This window comes from Streptomyces sp. NBC_01465 (genome assembly GCF_036227325.1).
Taxonomy (GTDB): Bacteria; Actinomycetota; Actinomycetes; order Streptomycetales; family Streptomycetaceae; genus Streptomyces.
Map to the genome: position 1 here is coordinate 3,657,816 of NZ_CP109467.1, position 20,257 is coordinate 3,678,072.

General features: G+C 70.8%; 20 protein-coding genes. 7 read left to right on the forward strand and 13 right to left on the reverse strand.

The window, feature by feature from the left end; translation table 11 throughout:
• Nucleotides 1–307: 307 nt before the first annotated feature.
• Nucleotides 308–1,003: a DedA family protein gene (locus OG707_RS17250; RefSeq protein WP_329119169.1), complete on the reverse strand. Its 696-nt coding sequence runs from the start codon at nucleotides 1,001–1,003 to the stop codon at nucleotides 308–310.
• A 159-nt stretch (nucleotides 1,004–1,162) separates the two neighbouring features.
• Between OG707_RS17250 and OG707_RS17255 the strand changes: the two genes are divergently transcribed.
• Nucleotides 1,163–1,528 (forward strand): YbjQ family protein, encoded by a 366-nt coding sequence (locus tag OG707_RS17255; RefSeq protein WP_329119171.1) that lies wholly within the window; start codon nucleotides 1,163–1,165, stop codon nucleotides 1,526–1,528.
• 41 nt (nucleotides 1,529–1,569) lie between these two features.
• Here the strand turns inward: OG707_RS17255 and OG707_RS17260 are convergent, their stop codons facing one another.
• Nucleotides 1,570–2,355 (reverse strand): MerR family transcriptional regulator, encoded by a 786-nt coding sequence (locus tag OG707_RS17260; RefSeq protein ID WP_329119173.1) that lies wholly within the window; start codon nucleotides 2,353–2,355, stop codon nucleotides 1,570–1,572.
• Between the two features lie 99 nt (nucleotides 2,356–2,454).
• Between OG707_RS17260 and OG707_RS17265 the strand changes: the two genes are divergently transcribed.
• Genes OG707_RS17265 through OG707_RS17275 form a run of 3 tightly spaced genes read left to right on the forward strand, consistent with a single transcriptional unit; the run spans nucleotide 2,455 to nucleotide 5,820 of the window.
• Nucleotides 2,455–3,732 (forward strand): ion channel protein, encoded by a 1,278-nt coding sequence (locus OG707_RS17265; protein ID WP_329119175.1) that lies wholly within the window; start codon nucleotides 2,455–2,457, stop codon nucleotides 3,730–3,732.
• 51 nt (nucleotides 3,733–3,783) lie between these two features.
• Nucleotides 3,784–4,395 carry an NAD(P)H:quinone oxidoreductase gene (gene wrbA / locus OG707_RS17270; RefSeq protein WP_329119177.1) on the forward strand — a complete coding sequence of 204 codons (612 nt, stop codon included), beginning with the start codon at nucleotides 3,784–3,786 and terminating at the stop codon, nucleotides 4,393–4,395.
• A 12-nt stretch (nucleotides 4,396–4,407) separates the two neighbouring features.
• Nucleotides 4,408–5,820, forward strand: coding sequence for a glutamate decarboxylase (locus tag OG707_RS17275; protein ID WP_329119179.1), 1,413 nt, complete (start codon nucleotides 4,408–4,410; stop codon nucleotides 5,818–5,820).
• A gap of 12 nt (nucleotides 5,821–5,832) precedes the next feature.
• Here the strand turns inward: OG707_RS17275 and OG707_RS17280 are convergent, their stop codons facing one another.
• The 6 genes from OG707_RS17280 to OG707_RS17305 form a co-directional block, all read right to left on the reverse strand.
• Nucleotides 5,833–6,633 (reverse strand): ABC transporter permease, encoded by an 801-nt coding sequence (locus tag OG707_RS17280; RefSeq protein ID WP_329119181.1) that lies wholly within the window; start codon nucleotides 6,631–6,633, stop codon nucleotides 5,833–5,835.
• Complete coding sequence (locus OG707_RS17285; protein WP_329119183.1) at nucleotides 6,630–7,550, reverse strand: ATP-binding cassette domain-containing protein; 921 nt, start codon at nucleotides 7,548–7,550, stop codon at nucleotides 6,630–6,632. The genes OG707_RS17280 and OG707_RS17285 overlap by 4 nt, the downstream gene beginning before the upstream one ends.
• A 79-nt stretch (nucleotides 7,551–7,629) precedes the next feature.
• Entirely contained in the window at nucleotides 7,630–8,256 is a 627-nt protein-coding gene (locus tag OG707_RS17290) for a PadR family transcriptional regulator (protein WP_329119185.1), read from the reverse strand.
• A 5-nt stretch (nucleotides 8,257–8,261) separates the two neighbouring features.
• Nucleotides 8,262–8,801: a DinB family protein gene (locus OG707_RS17295; protein ID WP_329119187.1), complete on the reverse strand. Its 540-nt coding sequence runs from the start codon at nucleotides 8,799–8,801 to the stop codon at nucleotides 8,262–8,264.
• A 94-nt stretch (nucleotides 8,802–8,895) separates the two neighbouring features.
• Nucleotides 8,896–10,353 carry an aldehyde dehydrogenase family protein gene (locus OG707_RS17300; protein WP_329119189.1) on the reverse strand — a complete coding sequence of 486 codons (1,458 nt, stop codon included), beginning with the start codon at nucleotides 10,351–10,353 and terminating at the stop codon, nucleotides 8,896–8,898.
• 80 nt (nucleotides 10,354–10,433) lie between these two features.
• Nucleotides 10,434–11,297 carry a helix-turn-helix domain-containing protein gene (locus OG707_RS17305; RefSeq protein ID WP_329119191.1) on the reverse strand — a complete coding sequence of 288 codons (864 nt, stop codon included), beginning with the start codon at nucleotides 11,295–11,297 and terminating at the stop codon, nucleotides 10,434–10,436.
• 316 nt (nucleotides 11,298–11,613) lie between these two features.
• Between OG707_RS17305 and OG707_RS17310 the strand changes: the two genes are divergently transcribed.
• Nucleotides 11,614–12,129: an ATP-binding protein gene (locus OG707_RS17310; RefSeq protein ID WP_329119193.1), complete on the forward strand. Its 516-nt coding sequence runs from the start codon at nucleotides 11,614–11,616 to the stop codon at nucleotides 12,127–12,129.
• A 14-nt stretch (nucleotides 12,130–12,143) separates the two neighbouring features.
• On the opposite strand, the gene OG707_RS17315 is transcribed toward OG707_RS17310, so the two are convergent.
• Nucleotides 12,144–12,386 carry a DUF397 domain-containing protein gene (locus tag OG707_RS17315; RefSeq protein ID WP_329119195.1) on the reverse strand — a complete coding sequence of 81 codons (243 nt, stop codon included), beginning with the start codon at nucleotides 12,384–12,386 and terminating at the stop codon, nucleotides 12,144–12,146.
• 200 nt (nucleotides 12,387–12,586) lie between these two features.
• Here OG707_RS17315 and OG707_RS17320 point away from each other — a divergent pair, with 200 nt between their 5' ends.
• Nucleotides 12,587–13,084: a hypothetical protein gene (locus tag OG707_RS17320; RefSeq protein WP_329119197.1), complete on the forward strand. Its 498-nt coding sequence runs from the start codon at nucleotides 12,587–12,589 to the stop codon at nucleotides 13,082–13,084.
• Here the strand turns inward: OG707_RS17320 and OG707_RS17325 are convergent.
• The 3 genes from OG707_RS17325 to OG707_RS17335 form a co-directional block, all read right to left on the reverse strand.
• Entirely contained in the window at nucleotides 13,081–15,165 is a 2,085-nt protein-coding gene (locus tag OG707_RS17325) for an FUSC family protein (RefSeq protein ID WP_329119199.1), read from the reverse strand. The two genes, OG707_RS17320 and OG707_RS17325, sit on opposite strands and share 4 nt — an antisense overlap.
• 113 nt (nucleotides 15,166–15,278) lie before the next feature.
• The gene (locus OG707_RS17330) at nucleotides 15,279–17,426 is read right to left on the reverse strand and encodes an ABC transporter permease (protein WP_329119201.1); all 2,148 of its coding nucleotides are present in this window, start codon (nucleotides 17,424–17,426) and stop codon (nucleotides 15,279–15,281) included.
• Nucleotides 17,426–18,088: an ABC transporter ATP-binding protein gene (locus tag OG707_RS17335; RefSeq protein WP_329119203.1), complete on the reverse strand. Its 663-nt coding sequence runs from the start codon at nucleotides 18,086–18,088 to the stop codon at nucleotides 17,426–17,428. The genes OG707_RS17330 and OG707_RS17335 overlap by 1 nt, the downstream gene beginning before the upstream one ends.
• A gap of 84 nt (nucleotides 18,089–18,172) precedes the next feature.
• On the opposite strand from OG707_RS17335, the gene OG707_RS17340 reads away from it, so the two are divergent.
• On the forward strand, nucleotides 18,173–19,333 hold the full coding sequence (locus tag OG707_RS17340; protein ID WP_329119205.1) for a DUF2786 domain-containing protein: 1,161 nt from the start codon (nucleotides 18,173–18,175) through the stop codon (nucleotides 19,331–19,333).
• Here OG707_RS17340 and OG707_RS17345 read toward each other — a convergent pair.
• On the reverse strand, nucleotides 19,296–20,153 hold the full coding sequence (locus tag OG707_RS17345; protein WP_329119207.1) for an alpha/beta fold hydrolase: 858 nt from the start codon (nucleotides 20,151–20,153) through the stop codon (nucleotides 19,296–19,298). The genes OG707_RS17340 and OG707_RS17345 overlap by 38 nt on opposite strands.
• Between the last annotated feature and the right edge of the window lie 104 nt (nucleotides 20,154–20,257).

A 20,257-nucleotide genomic window follows, 5' to 3' on the forward strand; every position in this document is an offset into this window, starting at 1 on the left:
CCTGCTGGGGGTGGGGTGGGCCGGGGGCTGCGCGCCCCGGGCCCCGCTTGCGGGGCTTCGCCCCTGCACCCCATTCGGGGGCTCCGCCCCCGGACCCCCGGTCCTCAATCGCCGGACGGGCTTGATTTTGCCTGGTGCGGGCTCGAAATGCTCGCGTGAGCTGCATGTGCGCGGGGGCCCGTAAGTACAGGCGGGCGAGCCGTAGGCCCGGGCAGGTGGGCCGTAGGCACCGGCAAATGTGCCCGTGCGTCAGCGGGCCCGTCTGCCCGTGGGCCTGTGGGCTCTCAAGCCCACGGAACCTGGAAAATCAGCGCTTCGCGTGGCGGCCGCGTTCCGGGGACTGGGGCTGGGACGGCGTGCGTGCCCCTGTCTGGGGCTCCTTCTTCGCCTTCGATCGCGCCCTCAGGTACTCGATCGCGATCGGCACCACCGAGACCAGCACGATCGCCACCAGGATCAGCTCGATGTGCTTGTTGACGAACTCGATCTTTCCGAGGCCCGCGCCCAGCAGCGTCACTCCCACGCCCCAGAGCGTGCCGCCGATGATGTTGAAGATCACGAACGAGCGGTAGTTCATCCGCGAGACGCCCGCGATGATCGGCGTGAACGTCCGGACGATGGGCACGAAGCGGGCCAGGACCAGGGACTTCGGGCCGTACTTCTCGAAGAACTCGTGCGCCTTCTCCACGTTCTCCTGCTTGAACAGCCTGGAGTCCGGGCGGTTGAAGAGCGAGGGTCCCACCTTGCGGCCGAACAGATAGCCCACCTGGTCGCCCGCGATCGCGGCCAGCGCCACCAGGATGCACATCAGCCACAGCGGCATCGACAGCTTGCCCGTGGTGATCAGCAGGCCCGTCGTGAAGAGCAGCGAGTCGCCGGGCAGGAAGAAGCCGATCAGCAGCCCCGACTCCGCGAAAACGATGGCCAGCACGCCGATCGGGCCGAACGTGTTGATCAGGTTGTCGGGGTCGAGCCAGCTCGGTCCGAGCGCGAGAGTGTTCACGGGGTTCCGGGCTCCTGGGTCCGTCGGCTTGCACGAGAGGTGCGGGTAATGACTGGCCAAAGTTATCAACGCATACCCAGCTTGCCTGGTTCCGTGGCCGCTCCGAAGGTGTGGTGTGTGCAGATCGGGGCAAAACTGGGCCGCAGGAGGTGATGCTCGATGAGCATCGAAGATTTCGGCGGTGGGCAGGCCGCACAGGCAGATGTGCTGGTCGTGACCACGAATGACGTACCGGGCTTCGAGGTCCAGCAGGTCATCGGCGAGGTGTTCGGGCTGACCGTGCGCTCCCGGCACCTCGGCAGCCAGATCGGCGCCGGGCTGAAGTCCATGATGGGCGGCGAGCTCAAGGGGCTGACCAAGACCCTGGTGCAGACCCGGAACCAGGCCATGGAGCGGCTGGTCGAGCAGGCGCGGTCGCGCGGCGCCAATGCCGTGCTCATGATGCGCTTCGACGTGACCGAGGCCGCCGACCTGGGGACCGAGGTCTGTGCGTACGGCACTGCTGTCGTGATCGCGAAGAAGTAGACGAGGGTGTGCGGGCCGGGGCTCGGCCCCGGCCCGCACGCTCAGTTCTGGCTGCGTGCCGCGTTCGCGTGGATCGCGTCCCGGAGGTGTGCCGACATGCCCTCGCCGAGGGATTCGTAGAACGACCTGAACCGGGTGTCCGAGACGTACATCTCGCCCAGGCCCGTGTGGATCTCCAGGTCGCAGTCGAAGTACCACTGGGTGATGTGGGCCCGGTGCGCCTCCGCGAGGTCCATCGCCCTCTCGCCCGTCGGGTCCTCGCCGTCGGCCATCAGCGCCTTGTAGCGCTCGGTCCAGTCGGCCATCTCCGACTGGATCTCCTCCCAGTCGTCCTTGGTGTAGCGGGCGACCCTGCGCTGTGACTCCGCGTACGACGCCGTGCCGCCCCAGCGGCGGGCCGACTCCTCCGCGTACGCCTCCGGGTCCTTGTCCCCGAAGACCTCGAACTTCTCCTCGGGGGTGAGATTGATGCCCATCTTCCGCGCCTCCATGGCGTGTTCGACGGCCTCGGCCATCCTGGTCAGCTCGGCGATCCGGGCGGACAGCAGCTCGTGCTGGCGTTGCAGATGTTGCTGCGGGTCCGCCGCGGGGTCGTCGAGCAGGGCCGCGACCTCGTCGAGCGGGAAGCCGAGCTCCCGGTAGAACAGGATCTGCTGCAGCCGGTCGAGGTCGGCGTCGCCGTACCGCCGGTGGCCCGCGTGGCTGCGGTCGCCCGGGCTGAGCAGTCCGATCTCGTCGTAGTGGTGCAGCGTGCGCACCGTGACCGAGGCGAAACCGGCGACCTCGCCCACCGAGTAGCTCTTCGTCTTGTTCGTCTTGTTCGTCATGACAGCTTCCGCGCTCCCTTCGGGACGAGCCTCGGGCCTCACGCGACGTGAGGTGCAAGTCGTAGGTCGTTTGTCGTATTTGGGTGGTTATGGTGAGCCGTGGCCACCGAAGTGCAGACCCCCGCCCCTGCCTCCTCCGCGCGCGTCCTGCTGCCGATGATCCTCCCCGCGCTCGCCGTCGGGATCGGAGCCAGCCTCCTCTTCCTCGGCGTCAGCGAGGTGGCGGAGAAACTGCAGGACGCCCTCTGGACCGACCTGCCCGATGCTCTCGGCATCGGCGGGTACTCCTCGCTGTGGATGATCGTCATGCTCACCGCGACCGGCATCCTGGTCGGGCTCGTCGTGTGGAAGGTGCCGGGGCATGCGGGGCCCGATCCCGCCACCCTGGGCCTGGGCGGCGAGGAGCCGCTCCGCCCGTACGTACTCCCGGGGCTGGTCGTCGCGGCTGCGCTGATGCTGGCCGGTGGCCCGAGCCTGGGTCCCGAGAATCCGATCATCGCGGTGAACGTCGCGGTCGCCTTCTGGGTCGGCCACAAGCTGCTGCCGAGCGCGCCCGGCGCGCTCTGGGTCTCGCTCGCCACCGCGGCGACCCTCGGCGCGCTCTTCGGCACGCCCGTCGCGGCCGCCCTCGTCATCTCCGAGTCGCTGGCGGGCAAGCCGATGAAGGGGTCGCTCTGGGACACGATGTTCCCGGCGCTGGTCGCGGCCGCCGCCGGCGCGCTGACCACCACGCTCGTCGCGCACCCCAGCTTCGATCTGGGGCTGCCCGACCTGAGCCGGCCCGGCTGGGGCGATGTGCTGGCCATGCTGGTCATCACCACGGCTGCCGCGGTGTTCGGGATGCTGGCCGCCTACGCCTTTCCGTACGTCCACAAGGCCTTCGGCCGGCTCCGGCACCCCATGCTGATGCTGCCGGTGGGCGGCCTCGTGCTGGGGCTGCTCGGGGCGCTCGGCGGGCATCTGACGCTCTTCAAGGGGCTCAACGAGGTGGCGGAGATCGCCGCCGATCCCGATGGGCACTCGGCCGGAGAGTTCGCGCTGATGACCGGGGTGAAGCTGGTGGCGCTGGTCGTCGCCGCCTCCTGCGGCTTCCGGGGCGGGCGGATCTTCCCGGCCGTGTTCGTGGGGGCAGCCTTCGGGCTCTGCGCGCATGCGCTCGTACCCGGGGTCCATCCCGCGGTCGGGGTCTCGGCCGGGGTTCTGGGCGTGCTGCTCGCGATCACCCGGCAGGGCTGGGTCAGCCTGTTCACCGCGGCGGTTCTGATGTCGTCGCCCGCGATCCTGGCCCTGCTGTGCATCGGCATCCTGCCCGGCTGGCTCGTGGTCACCGGGCGCGTGCAGATGCAGCTGCGGGAGGACGGCTCCCCGGTGCGATAGGGGCGATATGTCCGTATCTTCGTCTCAGGGGGCCGATACGGAGGTACTTCGATGTCCACGCCCACGCCCGTCAAGGTCGCCGTCATCTACTACTCGGCCACCGGCACCGTCGCCACGATCGCCAAGGCCATCGCCGACAGCGCCGAAGCCGCCGGCGCCGAGGTCAGGCTGCGCAAGGCGCACGAGCTCGCCCCGCAGGCCGCGATCGACTCCAACCCCGCCTGGGCCGCCAACGCCGCGGCCACCGCGGACGTCGAGGAGGTCTCGCCCGACGACATGGTCTGGGCGGACGCGGTGATCTTCGGTTCGCCCACGCGGTACGGGAACATCGCCTCCCAGCTCAAGCAGTTCATCGACACCCTCGGCGGCCTCTGGCAGGAGGGGAAGCTCGCCGACAAGGTCTACAGCGGCTTCACCGCCAGTGCCACCATGCACGGCGGCCAGGAGTCCACGCTGCTCGCGCTCTACAACACCGTCCACCACTTCGGCGGGATCCTCGTGTCGCCCGGGTACACCGACCCCTCGAAGTTCGTCGACGGCAACCCGTACGGCACCTCGCACGTGGCCGGGCAGGGCGACATCCCGGTCGGGGACCAGACGCTGACGGCCGCCCGGGTGCAGGCTGAGCGAGTCGTGAAGTTCGCACGCGCGCTGGCGAGTTGAGGAGCTGAGCCCATGGCACTGCACGAGGGACAGGGCGACAAGGAGCCCGAGAAGCTGCACCTCAATCCCTTCTTCGGGGAGGCCAATCCGGTCGGCGGCATGGCCTCCGCCCCGCCCAAGCACCGGCTGCCGCAGTCGCCGATGGCGCCCTCGACCGCGTACCAGTTGGTGCACGACGAGCTGATGCTCGACGGCAATTCGCGGCTCAACCTGGCCACCTTCGTCACGACGTGGATGGAGCCCCAGGCGGGGATCCTGATGGCGGAGTGCCGGGACAAGAACATGATCGACAAGGACGAGTACCCGCGCACCGCCGAGTTGGAGCGGCGGTGCGTGGCGATGCTCGCCGATCTGTGGAACGCGCCCGATCCCGGGGCCGCGGTGGGGTGTTCGACCACCGGGTCGAGCGAGGCGTGCATGCTGGCGGGGATGGCGCTGAAGCGGCGGTGGGCGAAGCGGAACGCGCACCGGTATCCGGGTGCCGGGGCCCGGCCCAATCTCGTCATGGGCGTCAATGTGCAGGTCTGCTGGGAGAAGTTCTGCAACTTCTGGGAGGTCGAGGCGCGGCAGGTGCCCATGGAGGGCGCCCGCTTCCATCTCGATCCGCAGGCCGCCGCCGAGCTGTGCGACGAGAACACCATCGGGGTCGTCGGGATCCTGGGGTCGACCTTCGACGGGTCGTACGAACCGATCGCCGATCTCTGCGACGCGCTGGACGCGCTGCAGGAGCGGACCGGGCTCGATGTGCCGGTGCATGTGGACGGGGCCTCGGGGGCGATGGTCGCGCCGTTCCTCGACGAGGACCTGGTGTGGGACTTCCGGCTGCCCCGGGTGTCGTCCATCAACACGTCCGGGCACAAGTACGGGCTCGTGTATCCGGGGGTGGGCTGGGCGCTGTGGCGTTCTGCTCTTGAACTTCCCGAGGAGCTTGTCTTCCGGGTGAACTACCTGGGCGGGGACATGCCCACCTTCGCGCTGAACTTCTCCCGGCCCGGCGCCCAGGTCGTGGCGCAGTACTACACCTTCCTGCGGCTGGGGCGCGAGGGCTACCGGGCCGTGCAGCAGTCGACGCGGGACGTCGCGCGCGGGCTCGCGGAGCGGATCGAGGCGCTGGGCGACTTCCAACTCCTCACCCGGGGCGACGAGTTGCCGGTCTTCGCCTTCACCACCGCGGACGACGTGTCCGCGTTCGACGTCTTCGACGTGTCCCGCCGGCTCCGGGAGCGGGGGTGGCTGGTCCCCGCGTACACCTTCCCGGAGAACCGGCAGGACCTCTCCGCGCTGCGGATCGTCTGCCGCAACGGGTTCTCGGCCGATCTGGCGGCGCTGCTCATGGAGGACCTCGGCTCGCTCCTGCCCGAACTGCGGCGGCAGAGCGGCCCGCTGGAGCGGAGCAAGTCGGAGGCCACGGCCTTCCACCACTAGGCGGCTGTACGGCTACCGGCTGAGGCGGCGGAAGCGGCGGGCGGCCAGCGGGAAGAACACGGCCGTCAGCGCCAGGGGCCAGGCGACGGCGAGGAGGGTCGCGTGCGAGGCGGCCCAACTCGCCTCTGCCGTCGCCGGGTTGCCGAACAGGTCGCGTACGGCCGTCGCCGTCGCCGACAGCGGGTTCCACTCCACGACCGCGCCCAGCCAGCCCGGCATCGACTCCGGGGTCGCGAAGGCGTTGGAGAGGAAGCCGACGGGCCAGACCAGGATCTGGACCGCCTGCACCATCTCGGGGCGGCCCGCCACCATCGCGAGGTGGATGCCGATCCAGAGCATCGCGAAGCGGAAGAGGAGGAGCAGGGCGATCGCGGCCAGGAACGATCCCGGGCCCGCGTGCCAGCGCCAGCCGATCGCCCAGCCGACGCCGATCATCATCAGCAGGCCTGCCGCCGACTGCATCATGTCGGCAGTGCAACGGCCCACCAGAACAGCCGAGTTGGTCATCGGCATCGAGCGGAAGCGGTCGATGACTCCCTTGCCGAGGTCCTGGGTGACGGCGAGCATCGTCCCTTCCAGGCCGAAGGCCATGGTGAGGGCGAGCATGCCGGGGACCAGGAAGTCGACGTAGTCGCCCTGCACCCCCGCGCCGCCGCCGACCAGGAAGCCGAACATCAGCAGCAGCATCACGGGGAAGACCAGGCCGACCACGACCTGGACGGGCTGCCGTGCCCAGTGGGCGAGTTCGCGCCGGGTCATCGTCCAGGAGTCGGTGAGTGCCCAGGTCAGGGTGGTTCCGGTGCCGGTGCTCATGCGTGCTCCTTCGTGAGGTGCAGGAAGACCTCGTCGAGGGTGGGGCGGCGGATCGCCATGTCCTCGGCCTCGATGCCGGCCGCGTGCAGCGCTCGTACGGCGTCCGTCAGTGCCGCCATACGGTCCTTCACCGGGGCGCTCAGCAGCCGGCGGTCGGTGTCGGTGGTGACATCGTCGAGCCACAGTGCGGCCGCCGCCGCCGCGAGTTGCGACACGTCGCGCAGGACGATGTCGATGCGGTCGCCTCCGAGGTCCGACTTGAGCGCGTCGGCCGTGCCCTCGGCGATCACCCGCCCCGAGCCGAACACCGAGATGCGGTCGGCCAGTTGGTCCGCCTCCTCCAGGTACTGCGTGGTCAGCAGCACGGTCGTGCCGCCCCCGACCAGCGAGCGCACCGCGTCCCACACCTCGGTGCGGCCGCGCGGGTCCAGACCCGTCGTCGGCTCGTCCAGGAACAGCACCTCCGGGTCGGTGATGAGCGAGGCCGCCAGGTCGAGGCGGCGGCGCATCCCGCCGCTGTACTGCTTGACCGCCTTGCGTCCGGTGTCCGCGAGCCCGAAGCGGTCGAGCAGCTCGTCCGCTCTGGCCCCCGCGCGCCGGGCGCCCAGGTGGTGGAGGCGGCCGAACATCTCCAGGTTCTGCCGGCCCCCGAGCTCCTCGTCCACCGCCGCGCTCTGCCCGAGGAGGCCGATGCGGGCGCGGACCTCGGCCGCCTGCCGTACGACGTCGAAGCCCGCGATCTGCGCCCTGCCCTCGTCGGGGCGGAGCAGGGTCGACAGGATGCGGACGGCCGTGGTCTTGCCCGCGCCGTTGGGGCCGAGCACGGCGTGCACCGTGCCGCGCGGGACGTTCAGGTCCAGGCCCCGCAGGGCCTGCTTCTCTCCGTACCTCTTGCCGAGTCCCTCGACGAAGATCAAGCGCACTCCCCATCCTAGTCAAACTTGATTAGCTGCGGATGGAGAAGGTACTGCCCGTTTCTTCATTCGTCAAACTTGATTAGTCGGGATCGGTCGTCGCGTACGGGTTCTCCTGGCCGTCCGCCAGGACCCCGACGAAGGGCTCGCCCTCGCCCGCGAAGACGTACGCGCCGGACTCGATGCGCCCGATCAGGCCGCGCGTCCACTCGGCCCCGGCGTCCGCCGTATGGATCCAGAAGTTCATGATCTCGCCGATGTGGCCGAGCTTCTCCGGGCCCTCCTCGGGCACGTAGTGCTCGGTGACCGCCGAGCGCCAGGCCTCGATGGCGGTGATCCGCTGCCGGAGGAGGTCGACGGCCTCCGTGCGCTCCAGGTCGACGATCATGCCGAGCGCCGCCGACATCACGTCCATTTTCTGGTCGTAGGAGACCAGGGCCTCGCGGAGGAGGCGGAAGTACTCCGCGCGGCCCGCCTCCGTCAGCTCGTACTCGGTGCGCGGCGGGCCGCCTGCCGTACTCGGAGCGATCTCGTGCGCCAGCAGCACGCCCTGCTTCGCCATCTGCTTCAGGGCGTGGTAGATCGACCCCGGCTTGGCGTTGGACCACTCGTGCGCGCCCCAGTACTCCAGGTCGTTGCGGACCTGGTAGCCGTGTGCGCGCCCGTGCTGGCGGACCGCTCCGAGTACGAGCAGACGGATTGCTGACATGGAGGTCACATTAGGCGCTCCGCGTCAACCAGCTCGAAAGCGGTCTTCCCGTCCAGCGACTCCCGGACGATGTCGGCGTGGCCCGCGTGCCGGGCGGTCTCCTCGATCAGGTGCAGCATCAGCCAGCGGTACGAGACCTCGCCGTCCTTCGGGAACCACGGCGCCTCGGGCAGCGGGAAGGTGCCGTCCAGGCTGGGCACCGAGCGGATGAACTCCTCGGTCTCCGCGGCGACTTCGGCCCAGAAGGCCAGCAGTTGCGGGATCGTCTCGTCGTCCACCAGGCGGAAGCTGTCGCCCCAGGTCTCCTGGGTGCGGACGCGCTCGTTGGGCTTCTGCTGCGCCATGCGCAGCCAGTTGAGCTCCGTCTCCGCGACGTGCTTCACCAGCCCGGAGACCGAGAGCTCGCTGGCGCTGGGGCGGCTCGCCGCCTGCTCCTCCGTGAGGCCGAGGACCGAGCGCCGGATCGCGCCGCGCTGGGCTTCCACGAAGGACAGGAGCGCTCCGCGCTCGTCGCCGCGGGCCTCAGAACTGACGTGGGTGACCATGGTGTTCCTCCCGGTTGGTGTGTGCCCAACGCTACGGGCCCTCTAGGACAGAACGTGTCCTAAAGGGCCCGCGGGAGCAGATGAACCTGCCGTACTAGAACGGGAATCCGCTGCGGCCGTGCTGGATGGAGATCCACTGCTGGGTGGTGAAGGCGTCCGCCATCGAGTCGCCGTTGAGGCGTCCGAGGCCCGAGCGCTTCTCGCCGCCGAAGGGGACGATCGGCTCGTCGTGGACGGTGCCGTCATTGATGTGGATCATCCCGGTGCGGATGCGCTTCGCGAGGCGTACGCCGCGCTCGATGTCGCCGGTGTGCACCGCGCCGCTCAGTCCGTACGGAGTGTCGTTGGCGATCCGTACCGCCTCCTCCTCGCCGTCGAAGGGGATTAGCAGCGCCACCGGGCCGAAGATCTCCTGGTGGAGGACCGGGGAGCCGGCCGGCAGGTCCGTCAGTACGGAAGGAGCCACCAGGTTGCCCTCGGTGGTGCCGTGCAGCAGCGCCGTCGCGCCCGCCGCCACGGCCTGCTCGACGACCGAACTGACCGACTCCGCCTGGGAGTTGTTGATCAGCGGGCCGATGTGCGTCGTGGGGTCCGCCGGGTCGCCGGTCTTGAGGGTCCTGACCTTGGCGACGAACTTCTCCGTGAACTCCGCCTCGACCGAGCGGTCGATCAGGATGCGGTTGGCGGCCATGCAGACCTGGCCCTGGTGCACGTAACGGCTGAAGACCGCCGCGTCGACGGCGTAGTCGACGTCCGCGTCGTCCAGGACGATCAGCGCGCTGTTGCCGCCGAGCTCCAGGACGGAGTGCTTGAAGTGCGCGGCGCAGACGGTGGCGACGTGCTGGCCGACCTTGTCGGAGCCGGTGAAGGAGATGACCTTCGGGACCGGGTGGATGAGGAGCGCGTCGCCGATCTCGGCGATGTCGGTGACCACGACGTTCAGCAGTCCGCCGGGCAGGCCCGCGTCCTCGAAGAGCTTCGCGACCAGGGTGCCGCCGCATATGGGGGTGTTCTGGTGCGGCTTGAGGACCACGCCGTTGCCCAGCGCGAGCGCCGGGGCGACCGACTTCAGGGAGAGGAGGAAGGGGAAGTTGAAGGGGCTGATGACGCCCACGACGCCGACCGGGACGCGGTAGACGCGGTTCTCCTTGCCGTCGACCGGCGAGGGGATGATGCGGCCCTCGGGGCGCAGCGACAGCTGGATCGCCTCGCGCAGGAACTCCTTGGAGAGGTGGATCTCGAAGGCGGCCTTCAGCCGGGTGCCGCCGAGTTCGGCGACGATCGCGTCGGATATCTCGCCCTCGCGCTCCTCGACGAGGGCGAGGGCGCGCTCGAACACGGCGCGGCGCGCATAGGGGTTGGTGTCGGCCCAGGCGACCTGGGCGCGCTCGGCGGCGCGATAGGCCTGGTCCACCTCGTCGACGGTGGCCACGGTGATCGACGCCAGCTTGGTGTCGTCGTACGGATTGAAGTCGATGATGTCCCAGGAGCCGCTGCCGGGCTTCCACTCACCGTCGATGTACTGGCGGTCCAGGTCGCTGAAGAAGGACATGAGATCCCCTATGACGCAAACAGATGCGCGATGCCAGGGGGCATCCCCTGGGCCTGATGTCGCGTCATCGTACTTGTGTTTCAGGGGAGTTGAAGGAGTCCCTTGAGGAGGTCCCTGCTCTGTGCGGGGGTCGCGCAGTCGCGCTGTATCTTCTCGAACGCCCGCTCGTACTGGGCGACGTCCTCGCTCTTGTCGAGGTAGAGGGCGCTGGTGAGCTGCTCCAGATAGACGAGATCGGAGAGGTCCGACTCCAGGAAGCGCAGCATGGCGAAGGATCCGCTCTCGCCCGCGTGCCAGCCGGCGGAGAACGGCATCACCTGGAGCGTCACGTTGGACATCTCGGAGACGTCCAGGAGATGCCTCAACTGGCCCTGCATCAGGGCCCGGTCGCCCGTGGGCGCGCGGTGCAGGGACGCTTCGTCGAGTACGGCGTGGAACTTCGGGCCGCGCTCGTCGACGAGGACCTTCTGGCGCTCCAGGCGCAGGGCGACCCTGCGGTCGACGGAGGCCGGTGAGGCGTCGGGGTTGCCGCGGGCGACGACCGCGTGTGCGTACGCCTCGGTCTGCAACAGGCCGTGGACGAACTGCACTTCGAAGATGCGGATGAGGGAGGCGGCGCTCTCCAGACCGACGTACGTCTGGAACCAGCCGGGCAGGACGTCGCCGTAACTGTGCCACCAGCCGGACATGTTGGCCTCCCGGAGAAGGCCGAGCAGCGGCTCGCGTTCGGCGTCGTCGGTGACGCCGTACAGCGTGAGCAGATCCTCGACGTCCCTGGACTTGAAGCTCACCCGTCCCAACTCCATGCGACTGATCTTGGATTCGGACGCGCGGATCGAATAGCCGGCCGCCTCGCGGGTGACGCCTCGCGACTCCCGCAGCCGCCGGAGCTGAGATCCCAGCAGGATGCGCCGTACGACGGAACCGTTCTCTCCGGTCGACACTGCGTCATCCCCTCCCCTTACCGATGGTGTGTGCGAAGCCGCAGTCTGCCACCAAAACGCTTCAGCCTGTACTCAAACGATTACGGAGATGGCAAAAGAGCAAAACCGGCGAGTAGAAAGTGGAAGAACCTTGACGGAAGAAATGAGCAAGAAACGTCACGGCAGCACCCAAGTCCGGCGCGTGCACGTGCATCTGCCCTTGCATCTGCCCTGCGCATTCGGAACCATGGTCCCCGCGCACCTGCGTTCTCGTACCACCGCCCGCTCGCCACGGCACAGTTGTCTGCCACGGCCGCGATTCCCGGGAGTGCCTCGCATGGGGACGAATGGATCGACCGTGCTCGAGTCGTTGGAGCCTTTAAGACAGGGCCTTCCCCCCATCGACCCCGCAGCCGTCTCCAGCTCCGCCTCGTGCGCGCTGCCCACCCGTTACGAGGCCGTCCGCGGGGCGAGACAGTTCACCAAGTCGACGCTGGCGTCATGGGAGTTGAGCGACCGTTTCGACGATGTCGCCCTGGTCGTCTCCGAGTTGGTCACCAACGCGCTGCGCCACGCCCTGCCCGCCGACACTCCGCGCGAGGACGGGAACGAGCCGCCGGTGCGGCTGCATCTGATGCGGTGGACCTCACGGCTGGTGTGCGCGGTGCGCGACCCCAGTCATGCGTCGCCCGAGCCGCGGGAGCCGCAGGACCTGGAGAACTGCGCGGCCGAGTCCGGGCGCGGGCTCTTCCTGGTGGAGTCCTTCGCGGACAGCTGGGGCTGGCACCCGCTCGCCGGGACCCTGCGCGGCAAGGTGGTCTGGGCGCTGTTCCGGCTGCAGGCCGAAGGCTGAGGGGCGTTCGTCGGCTACGCCTCGGATATGAGGTGGTCGAACTCCCCGGCCTTGGCCCCTATGAGCATCGACTCGATCTCGGCCGGGGTGTAGATCAGAGCAGGTCCCTCGGGGTGGCGTGAGTTGCGTACCGCCACATCCCCGCCCGGGAGCCGGGCGAACTCGACACAGGATCCCTGTGAGTTGCTGTGCTCCGACTTCTGCCAGACGACCCCGTGAAGCTCCGTTGCCGCCATGCCGTTGTACGCGTGGTGCACAGGAAGCTCCCTGGTAGTACAGATGTCAACTGCTCCGGATCATAGCTGCGTTCACGTGCGGCTGCACGGGAAGATGCACGTGCACGCGGGGTGTTCGACCGGCTACAGCTAGGACGCCGCGCGGGCGCTTCCGGCTCCAACTGTTCGGGTACTCCTGGTAACTTGGCCCGCTCGCGTAGTCGATCCAGGGGGATTCAGCAGTGCACAGGCACGTACGTACGACCACTCTCACCGCCGTCACGGCCGCCGCGCTCGCGCTGGCCGGGTGTTCCAGCGGCGACAAGTCCGACTCCGGCAAGGGCACGGACACACCCACCGCGGCCACGTCGTCGGCTTCGTCCACGGGCGGTGACACCGGCGGTGACACGGGTGGTGACACCGGTGGCGGCAGCGGGAAGTCCGGGAGCATCGACGGCACCTGGGTGGCCACCACGGGCGGCAAGACCATCGCCCTGTCGGTCAGCGGGAAGATCGCGGCCATCGCGGGCGAGCACGTCTGCTCCGGCTCCGTCGCCGACATGGGCAAGCAGATGCTGTCGCTGAAGTGCGTGGACGGGAACACCGACCGCACGATGGGCGCGGTGGAGTCCGCCGACGGCACGTCGCTGGTGGTGTCGTGGGACGGCGGCGTCAAGGACACCTTCACCAAGGCGGACAACATCAAGCTGCCGAGCGGGCTCGAGCTGCCCAAGTCCTAGGCGGGGCGCGGGCCTTCGTCGTCCAGGGCCTCGGAGAACTCCTCCAGGGACTCCAGGACCAGGCCCGCTCCCTTCCGTACCACCCGGTCGGGCACGCCCTCGCCGTCCCAGGCGGCGAGGGCGTCGCGCACTTCGTCCCACTGGGGGACGCGTCGGTCCCGTACCGCCCGCGCGGCCTTCTCGGTGGAGTCGCGCAGCGCGTCGGAGAGGGCCTCGGCGGCCGGGACCGGGGTCGTGGAGCGCTCGGGCAGGTGGGCCTCCATCAGCATGGAGACGCGGCCGAGGCGGTCCAGGGCGTGGGCGGCGTCGTCGGCGGCGGCGCGGGAGAGGCCCCGGTGGCGTACGGGCTCGTTCGCCGCACGGGCGAGCGCCTCGTGCCAGGCGGCGTCGGCCGCGCGTACCGCGAGCAGGGACTGCCGTACGTCGGAGCGGCGGGCGCCCGCCGGGTCCGCATAGTGCGAGACGACCTCGGCGGAGTAACGGCCCACCGCGATCAGCCAGTCGGCGAGACGGGTGCGCAGGCGCGGGGTCTCCCAGGCCGGGTAGACGGCGTACGAGATCATCGCGAGCAGCCCGCCGACGAGGGTCAGGATGACGCGGTCCGGGACGGTCTGGGTCCACTGGAGGCCGCCCATGCCGAGCAGGAAGACGACGTACGCGGCGACGAAGACCTGGGAGACGGCGTACCCGGTGCGCATCAGCAGGTACATCAGGCCCGCGCAGAGGACCGCGAGGCCGGCGGAGAGATAGAGGCCCGGGTGGGCCAGCTGCACGACCGCGGTGGCCAGGGCGACGCCGACGAGGGTGCCGCCGAAGCGGGCGATCGCGCGGCTGTACGTCTGCGAGAAGTCCGGGCGCATGATCATGACGGCGGCCATCGGGGCCCAGTAGCCGTGGCCGAGCGGGAGGACCTCGCCGAGCAGATAGCCGACGGTGGCGACGACCGCGACGCGCAGTGCGTGGCGGTGGATCGGGGAGTCGGGGCGGGTCGCCTCGCGGCGCATCGCGCGGGCGGCAACGGGGAGGAGGCGGGTGAGGCTGGGGCGGAGGAGCGGGGCGGCGGGCTCGTCGGGTTCGGGTTGGTCCGTTGTGGTGCCCGCGCCCCTGGCCGTCTCGACGACGTCCCTGAGCAGGGCGATCAGGCGTACGGCCGAGCGGTGGGCGGGGCCTGTGAGGATCGCCCCGGTGTCGGGGGTGCGGAGGGTCGCGAGGGCGGGGGCCGGGACCACCATGGGCTTGCCGTGGCGGATGGCGTGGGCCGAGGCGTCCAGTACGGAGGCTGCCGCGGCCAGGATCTCGCGGGCCCGGTCGCGTTCGGGGCCCTCGGCGGGGGCGCCGACGGAGGGGTCGGCGAGGGAGGCGAGCACGGGCCGGATGCGCTCGGCGAGGCCGCGGGTGCCGTGCAGTTCGGCGGGGCGGCGGCGGGCCTGGCGCGCGCTGACGGCGGCGGCGCTGCGGGCCGTCATGAAGGGGATCGCGTCGAAGGGGGCGTGCGGGTCCTGGCGGAGGCGGCGGGCGTAGTCGGCCTCGGCGGCCAGGGCGTCGGCGAGGGCGTCGCGCTGGGCGCCCCATCTGCGTACGGGGAAGAGCACGATCAGCGCGGCCTGGACCAGGCCTCCGAGGGCGATCATCCCGGCGTGGGCGGCGGCGTTCGCGACGGAGGTGGGGAGGGTGACCGTGACGAGCATGATCGCCACGTTGGAGGAGGCGATGATGCCGGCGGTGGGGCCGGCGGCCCAGGCGAGACCGGCGAGGAAGGTCCAGACGGCGAGCAGCACGATGAACAGGGCGCCCTGGGTGCCGACGAGATACCCGACGAACGTCGAGACGGCGAGGCTGGCGCCGGAGACGAGGGCGAGGACGGGGCGGGGCCGCCAGCTGCGCTGGAAGGTGGCGATGGCGGCGGAGTACGCACCGAAGGCGGAGCTGGCGGCGGCGGCCGGGGTGGAGATGGCGAGGGCCAGCGCGATGACGAGGGCGAGGCCGACGGCGGCGCGGACGGCGATGAGGGGCTCCAGGCGCCGCCGCTCGATCTTGAGCCCCGAGCGCCCGGCCTCCTTCAGCGCGCGGAGCCAGCTCATGGGGTCGAGGGTAGCGGGCTTTTCCGGCAAACCGGACTTATGGGGGTGCGGTGGGGGCGGGGCGAGGTGCGGGGCCGGCACCCTCGGGGGCTCCGCCCCCGGACCCCCGCTCCTCAATCGCCGGAGGGGCTTGATTTTGCCCGGTGTGGGCTTGATGGTGCGGGTCGGGGCGCGGATGTTGCCCGGCGAGAACGCAGGCGCGCGCCGCGTTCTGCCCGGCGGCTGCCGAAGCGCGTGAGCAAGGACATCAGGAGCGCGATCGTTGCGCACACCCCCGCCGCTCCCGTCATCTCCTGCCACGGCACCACCACCGTCGTGGGTGCCGACAGGCGGGAGAGGGCTGCCGTCACGCCCGCCAGGTTCAGTGCTGTCACCGCCGCCCCGAGCACCGCCCCGATACCCACCGCCAGGACCGCCTCGCCCGCCGTCACGCGCAGGACCTGGGTCCTCGTCGCACCGGCCAGGCCCAGCGACCTCAGCTCCTCCTTGCGTACCGAACCCGCCATCACCAGCGTGTTCGCCAGGCCGATCGCCGTGTAGAGCAGCGCGATCCCAAGGACCACCCACAGGCCCAGGCGTGTCTGGGCGTTCGTGCGCGGGTGCGTTGCCCGGAGCCACTCCTCCTTCGTCCTCACCTCTCCGCCCGTCGCCTTCCGCAGCTCCGCCGTCACCGCCGCCCTGTCCGCCCCCGGGCGCAGCGTCACCTCTATGCGGTCCACCGGCGCCGGGCCCCCGTTCGCCGGCGTGACGTACGCGCCGTTGTCGCCCGTGCCGATCGGCTGGACCCCTACGATCCGCAGCGACGTCTTGCGGCCGTCCCCGAGCCAGAGCGTGACCCGCTCGCCCAGGTTGTGCTGTGCCCACTCCTCGTTGACCACGATCGAGTGGTCGTCCAGGTCGGGGAAGGTGCCCGGCGGCACTGCTCTTGCCTCCGACTTCACCAGAGCTACGCCGTCCTCCAGCGTGAACACTCCCGTTGATGCGGAGGGCGTGAGGGTTGCTCCGCGGATGGCGTGTGACGGGACCTTCAAGTCCTCGCCCGTCACGATCAGTTGGGCGTGCGTACGGGCCCTCGCTTCCGCCGCCTTCGCCTCCGCCTTCGTCGCCGTCGCCCCCATCACCGTCCCGGCGAGGGCCACCGTCATCAGCACCGGCGCCGCGATGGCCGCCGTTCTGCGTACGGACGCCGCCGTGTTCTCCCGTACGAGCATCCCGACCGCCCCCGGCAGCCGCAGCGCCCGCGCAACCCGCCCCACCACCAGGGGTGTCAGCAGCGCCGCTCCCGTGATCAGGACCATGGGCTGCGTCATGTACGTCTTGCGGTGCAGCAGTTCCGACGGGTCGCTCGCCAGGGTCCAGCCGATCAGGCCGATTCCGCCCGCCAGCAGCGCGGCCCCGATCGCCTTCCGGCTCCACGGCATCACCCCCTCGTCCACCGACGCCTCCCTCAGCGCCTCCACCGGGCCGATCCGGCCCGCCCTTCGCGAGGCCGTCCACGCACCCGTCATCGCGACCAACAGGCCTGTCCAGAACGCCAGTTGGAGCGGCCAGGTCTGCTCGCCGATCGCGAACCACTCCGGCGCCATCCCGGCCCCCACCAGCCGTCGCGCCAGCAGCGGAGCGCACCACTCCCCCAGTGCGCAGCCCGCCGCCGCAGCGACCACACCCACCACTCCCGCCTCAGCCATCACCAGCCGCCGCACCTGCCCCGGCGTCGCCCCCGCCGTCCTCAGCAGCCCGAACTCCCGCCTGCGCAGCGCCACCGAGAAGGCGAAGGTCGACGCGACCACGAACACCGAGACGAAGGCCGCGACCCCGCCCGACGTCCCCAGCACCGAGACCACTGTCACCACGGCCTCCTCGTCGCGGGCCGCGGCCGGATCGGCGCGGCGGCGCGCATCCCCGGTGAGGACCTGTGCACGATGGCCGACCATCGCCCGGACCCGGTCGGCCGGGGCGTCCACACCGACCGCGTTGCCGCCGCCCTGCACCGGTCCCAGCGTGCGAAGTTCGCGCACCAGTTCTTTGTCCACAGGCTGTGGATGAAAAAGCTTCTGCGTCTTGCGGCCCACCGTGAGCGTGTCCGTCCCCATCACCACGACCGGCGACGCCGCGAACCCCTCCGGCTGCCGTACGGGAGGATCCAGCGCCGCCGCCAGACCCAGCGCCGTCGTCGCGATCAGGCCTACCCCCAGCGCGAGCGCGACGAAGCTCCCCACCAGCGTCGTCCACCGCGTCCGAAGTCCTGCAAGGACGACCATCAGCACGACGCCACCCGCCCGTCGACCAGGCGCACCACGCGGTCCGCGTACTCGGCGGCCGCCGGGTCGTGCGTGACCATCACGATCGTCTGACCGTCCCGGTCCACCAACTCCCGCAGCATGGACATCACTTCGGCGCTCGTCGTGGTGTCCAGCGCCCCCGTCGGCTCGTCCCCGAACAGCACCGTCGGCCGCGTCACGAGCGCCCGCGCGAGCGCGACCCGCTGCTGCTGCCCGCCCGACAACTCCGCCGGCCGGTGCCCCGCCCGTCCCTCCAGACCCACCCGTCCCAGCGCCTCCCCTATCTCCGCCTTCGACGGCTTCCGCCCCGCCAGCCTCAGCGGCAGGGCCACGTTCTGCGCGGCGGTGAGCGACGGCATCAGGTTGTACGCCTGGAAGACGAAGCCGATCCGCTCGCGGCGCAGCAGCGTCAGCCGCCGCTCGCTCAGCCCGGTCAGCGGCGTCCCGCCGACCTCCACCACCCCGGAGGTCGGCCGGTCGAGCCCCGCCGCGCACTGCAGCAGCGTCGACTTCCCGGACCCGGAGGGCCCCATGACAGCGGTGAAGGTCCCGGTCCGGAAGTCGAGATCGACCCCGTCGAGGGCAGCTACGTCGCGGTAGACGCGACGGACGGCGGTGAGCCGTACGGCAGTTGTGTCCATGCATCGAATCCAACCGCCGCGGGCCCGCCCGATCACGGCCACCAGCGGGCGTCTGCGGGGTAGGCCCAGCCCTACCCTGGACCTATGCACAAGGTGATCGACCAGGCGTTCGCAGCCGCGCTCTACACCGACGGCGACGAGGGCCTGGACACCGGAGCCTCCCTCCTCGCCGCCGATCCGACGGCCGACGAGGCGCTGCGGCGGCGCGGCGAGGAGTTCGTGCGGCGGGCCTGGGAGCGGGGCTGGCAGCCCGCCGATCTCGTACGGATCGTCCGCCGCGATCTGGAGGCCGGGCACGAGCAGCTGCTGGCCGAGCTGATCACCGCCGAGGTACGCGGGTACGACCGCCTCCCGCCCCGCTGGCAGGCGCAGCTGGATGCGCTGGACCCGGCGCCGTACCGTGCGGGCGACCGCTTCACCCGGGCCACCGCCGTGCTGGAGCTCTACCGGCTGCTGCTCCGGCTCCCCGCGATCGAGCCGGTCGGGCCGGCGCCGGGGGCCACGCCTCTCCACGTACAACTGCCGCACCACCACGCCGAACCGCGCATGCTCACGCGGATCCGCGCGCTGCTCGCGAAGGCCGAGGCGACCGGATTCCCCGATGAGGCGGAGGCGCTCAGCGCGAAGGCGCAGGAGCTGATGGCGCGGCACAGCATCGACGAGGCGCGGCTCTCGGCGCAGGGGCACGACCCGGATGCGCCGGCCGCGTGCCGGATCGGGGTCGACGCGCCGTACGAGACGGCGAAGGCGATCCTGCTGGACGCGGTGGCGAGCGCGAACCGGTGCCGCGCGGTGTGGAACGGCTCGTACTCGTTCTCGACGGTCGTCGGCTTCGAACCCGACCTGGAAGTCGTCGAGTTGCTCTACACGTCACTGCTCGTGCAGGGCACGGCGGCGATGACGCGCGCCGAGGCGGGGCAGCGGGCGGGCGGGCGGAAGCGCACCAAGACGTTCCGCCAGTCCTTCCTGATGGCGTACGCGAGCCGGCTCGGCCAGCGGCTGACGGAGACGACGGAGCAGGTCACGGCGGCGGAGGCGGACGGCAGCCTGCTGCCCGTGCTGGCGGCGCGCGACGTGGCGGTGGAGGCGAGCGCGGACCGGATGTTCCCGGAGACGACCACGACCAGGGTGCGGGGCGCGACGGACTACGAGGGCTGGGAACACGGCACGGCGGCTGCGGATGCGGCGCACGTTCAACAGCCGGGCGTCAGAGGGAAGTTGAGCCCTGGCCGAGAAACTCCGTGACCGTGCGGACGAAGAAGGCGGCGTCGTCCAGCCAGGGGAAGTGACCCGCGCCGGGCTGGACGACCAGTTCGGCGGAGGGGAACAGGTTCGCCACCTCGGCGGCGACGCGGGGGCGCGGGCCGCTGTCGACCTCGCCCGCGAAGAGCAGGACGCGGGCGTCGAGTTGGGCGAGGACGGCGCGGGCGGCGGGCGGGTCGAAGGCGCCGGGGCCTGCGTAGGCGCCCGAGGCCTCCTCGTTGGTCTGGGCGACGTCGAGGGCCGCGTGCGCCTGGGCCGCCGCGTCCCAGCGGCCGTAGAAGAAGGGCGCGGCCGCGTCGAAGTCGGGGTCTGTGGCGGCGCCGTCCCAGATGCGGTCGAAGCACGCGCGCGCACCGTCGTACCAGGGCTCGGACTTCCGCAGATCGGCCGCCTCGTGGCGGTCGGCGACGGTGAAGTCGACGCCGACCGCACGGCCCCGCGCCGTGATCAGAGTGAGGGTCCTGATGCGCTGGGGGTGCGCGGCGGCGTACAGCAGGGCCAGGTCTCCGGCCGCCGAGTGGGCGAGCAAGTCGATCCGTTCCAGGCCGAGTTGGAGGCGCAGCGCCTCTACGTCGGCGACCTGCCGGTCCGCCCTGTACGTCGCCGGATCGGCGGGGACCGACGAGTCACCGGTGCCGCGCAGATCCAGCAGCACCAGCCGACGGTGGGCCGCAAGTCCACCCAGGTCCCCGAGGTAGGCGGAGGCGCGCATGGCGCCACCGGGCAGACAGATCAGCGGCTCACCCTCGCCCACGGAGTGGTGGGCGAGGGCGGTTCCGTCGGGTGCGGCGAAAGTCGGCATGGGCGTCATCCTCGGTGCCTCGCTCCGGCGGTGGCAAGCGTGTTTCGGCGCGAGGCCAGCACCCCTGGGGGCTCCGCCCCCGGACCCCCGCTCCTCAATCGCCG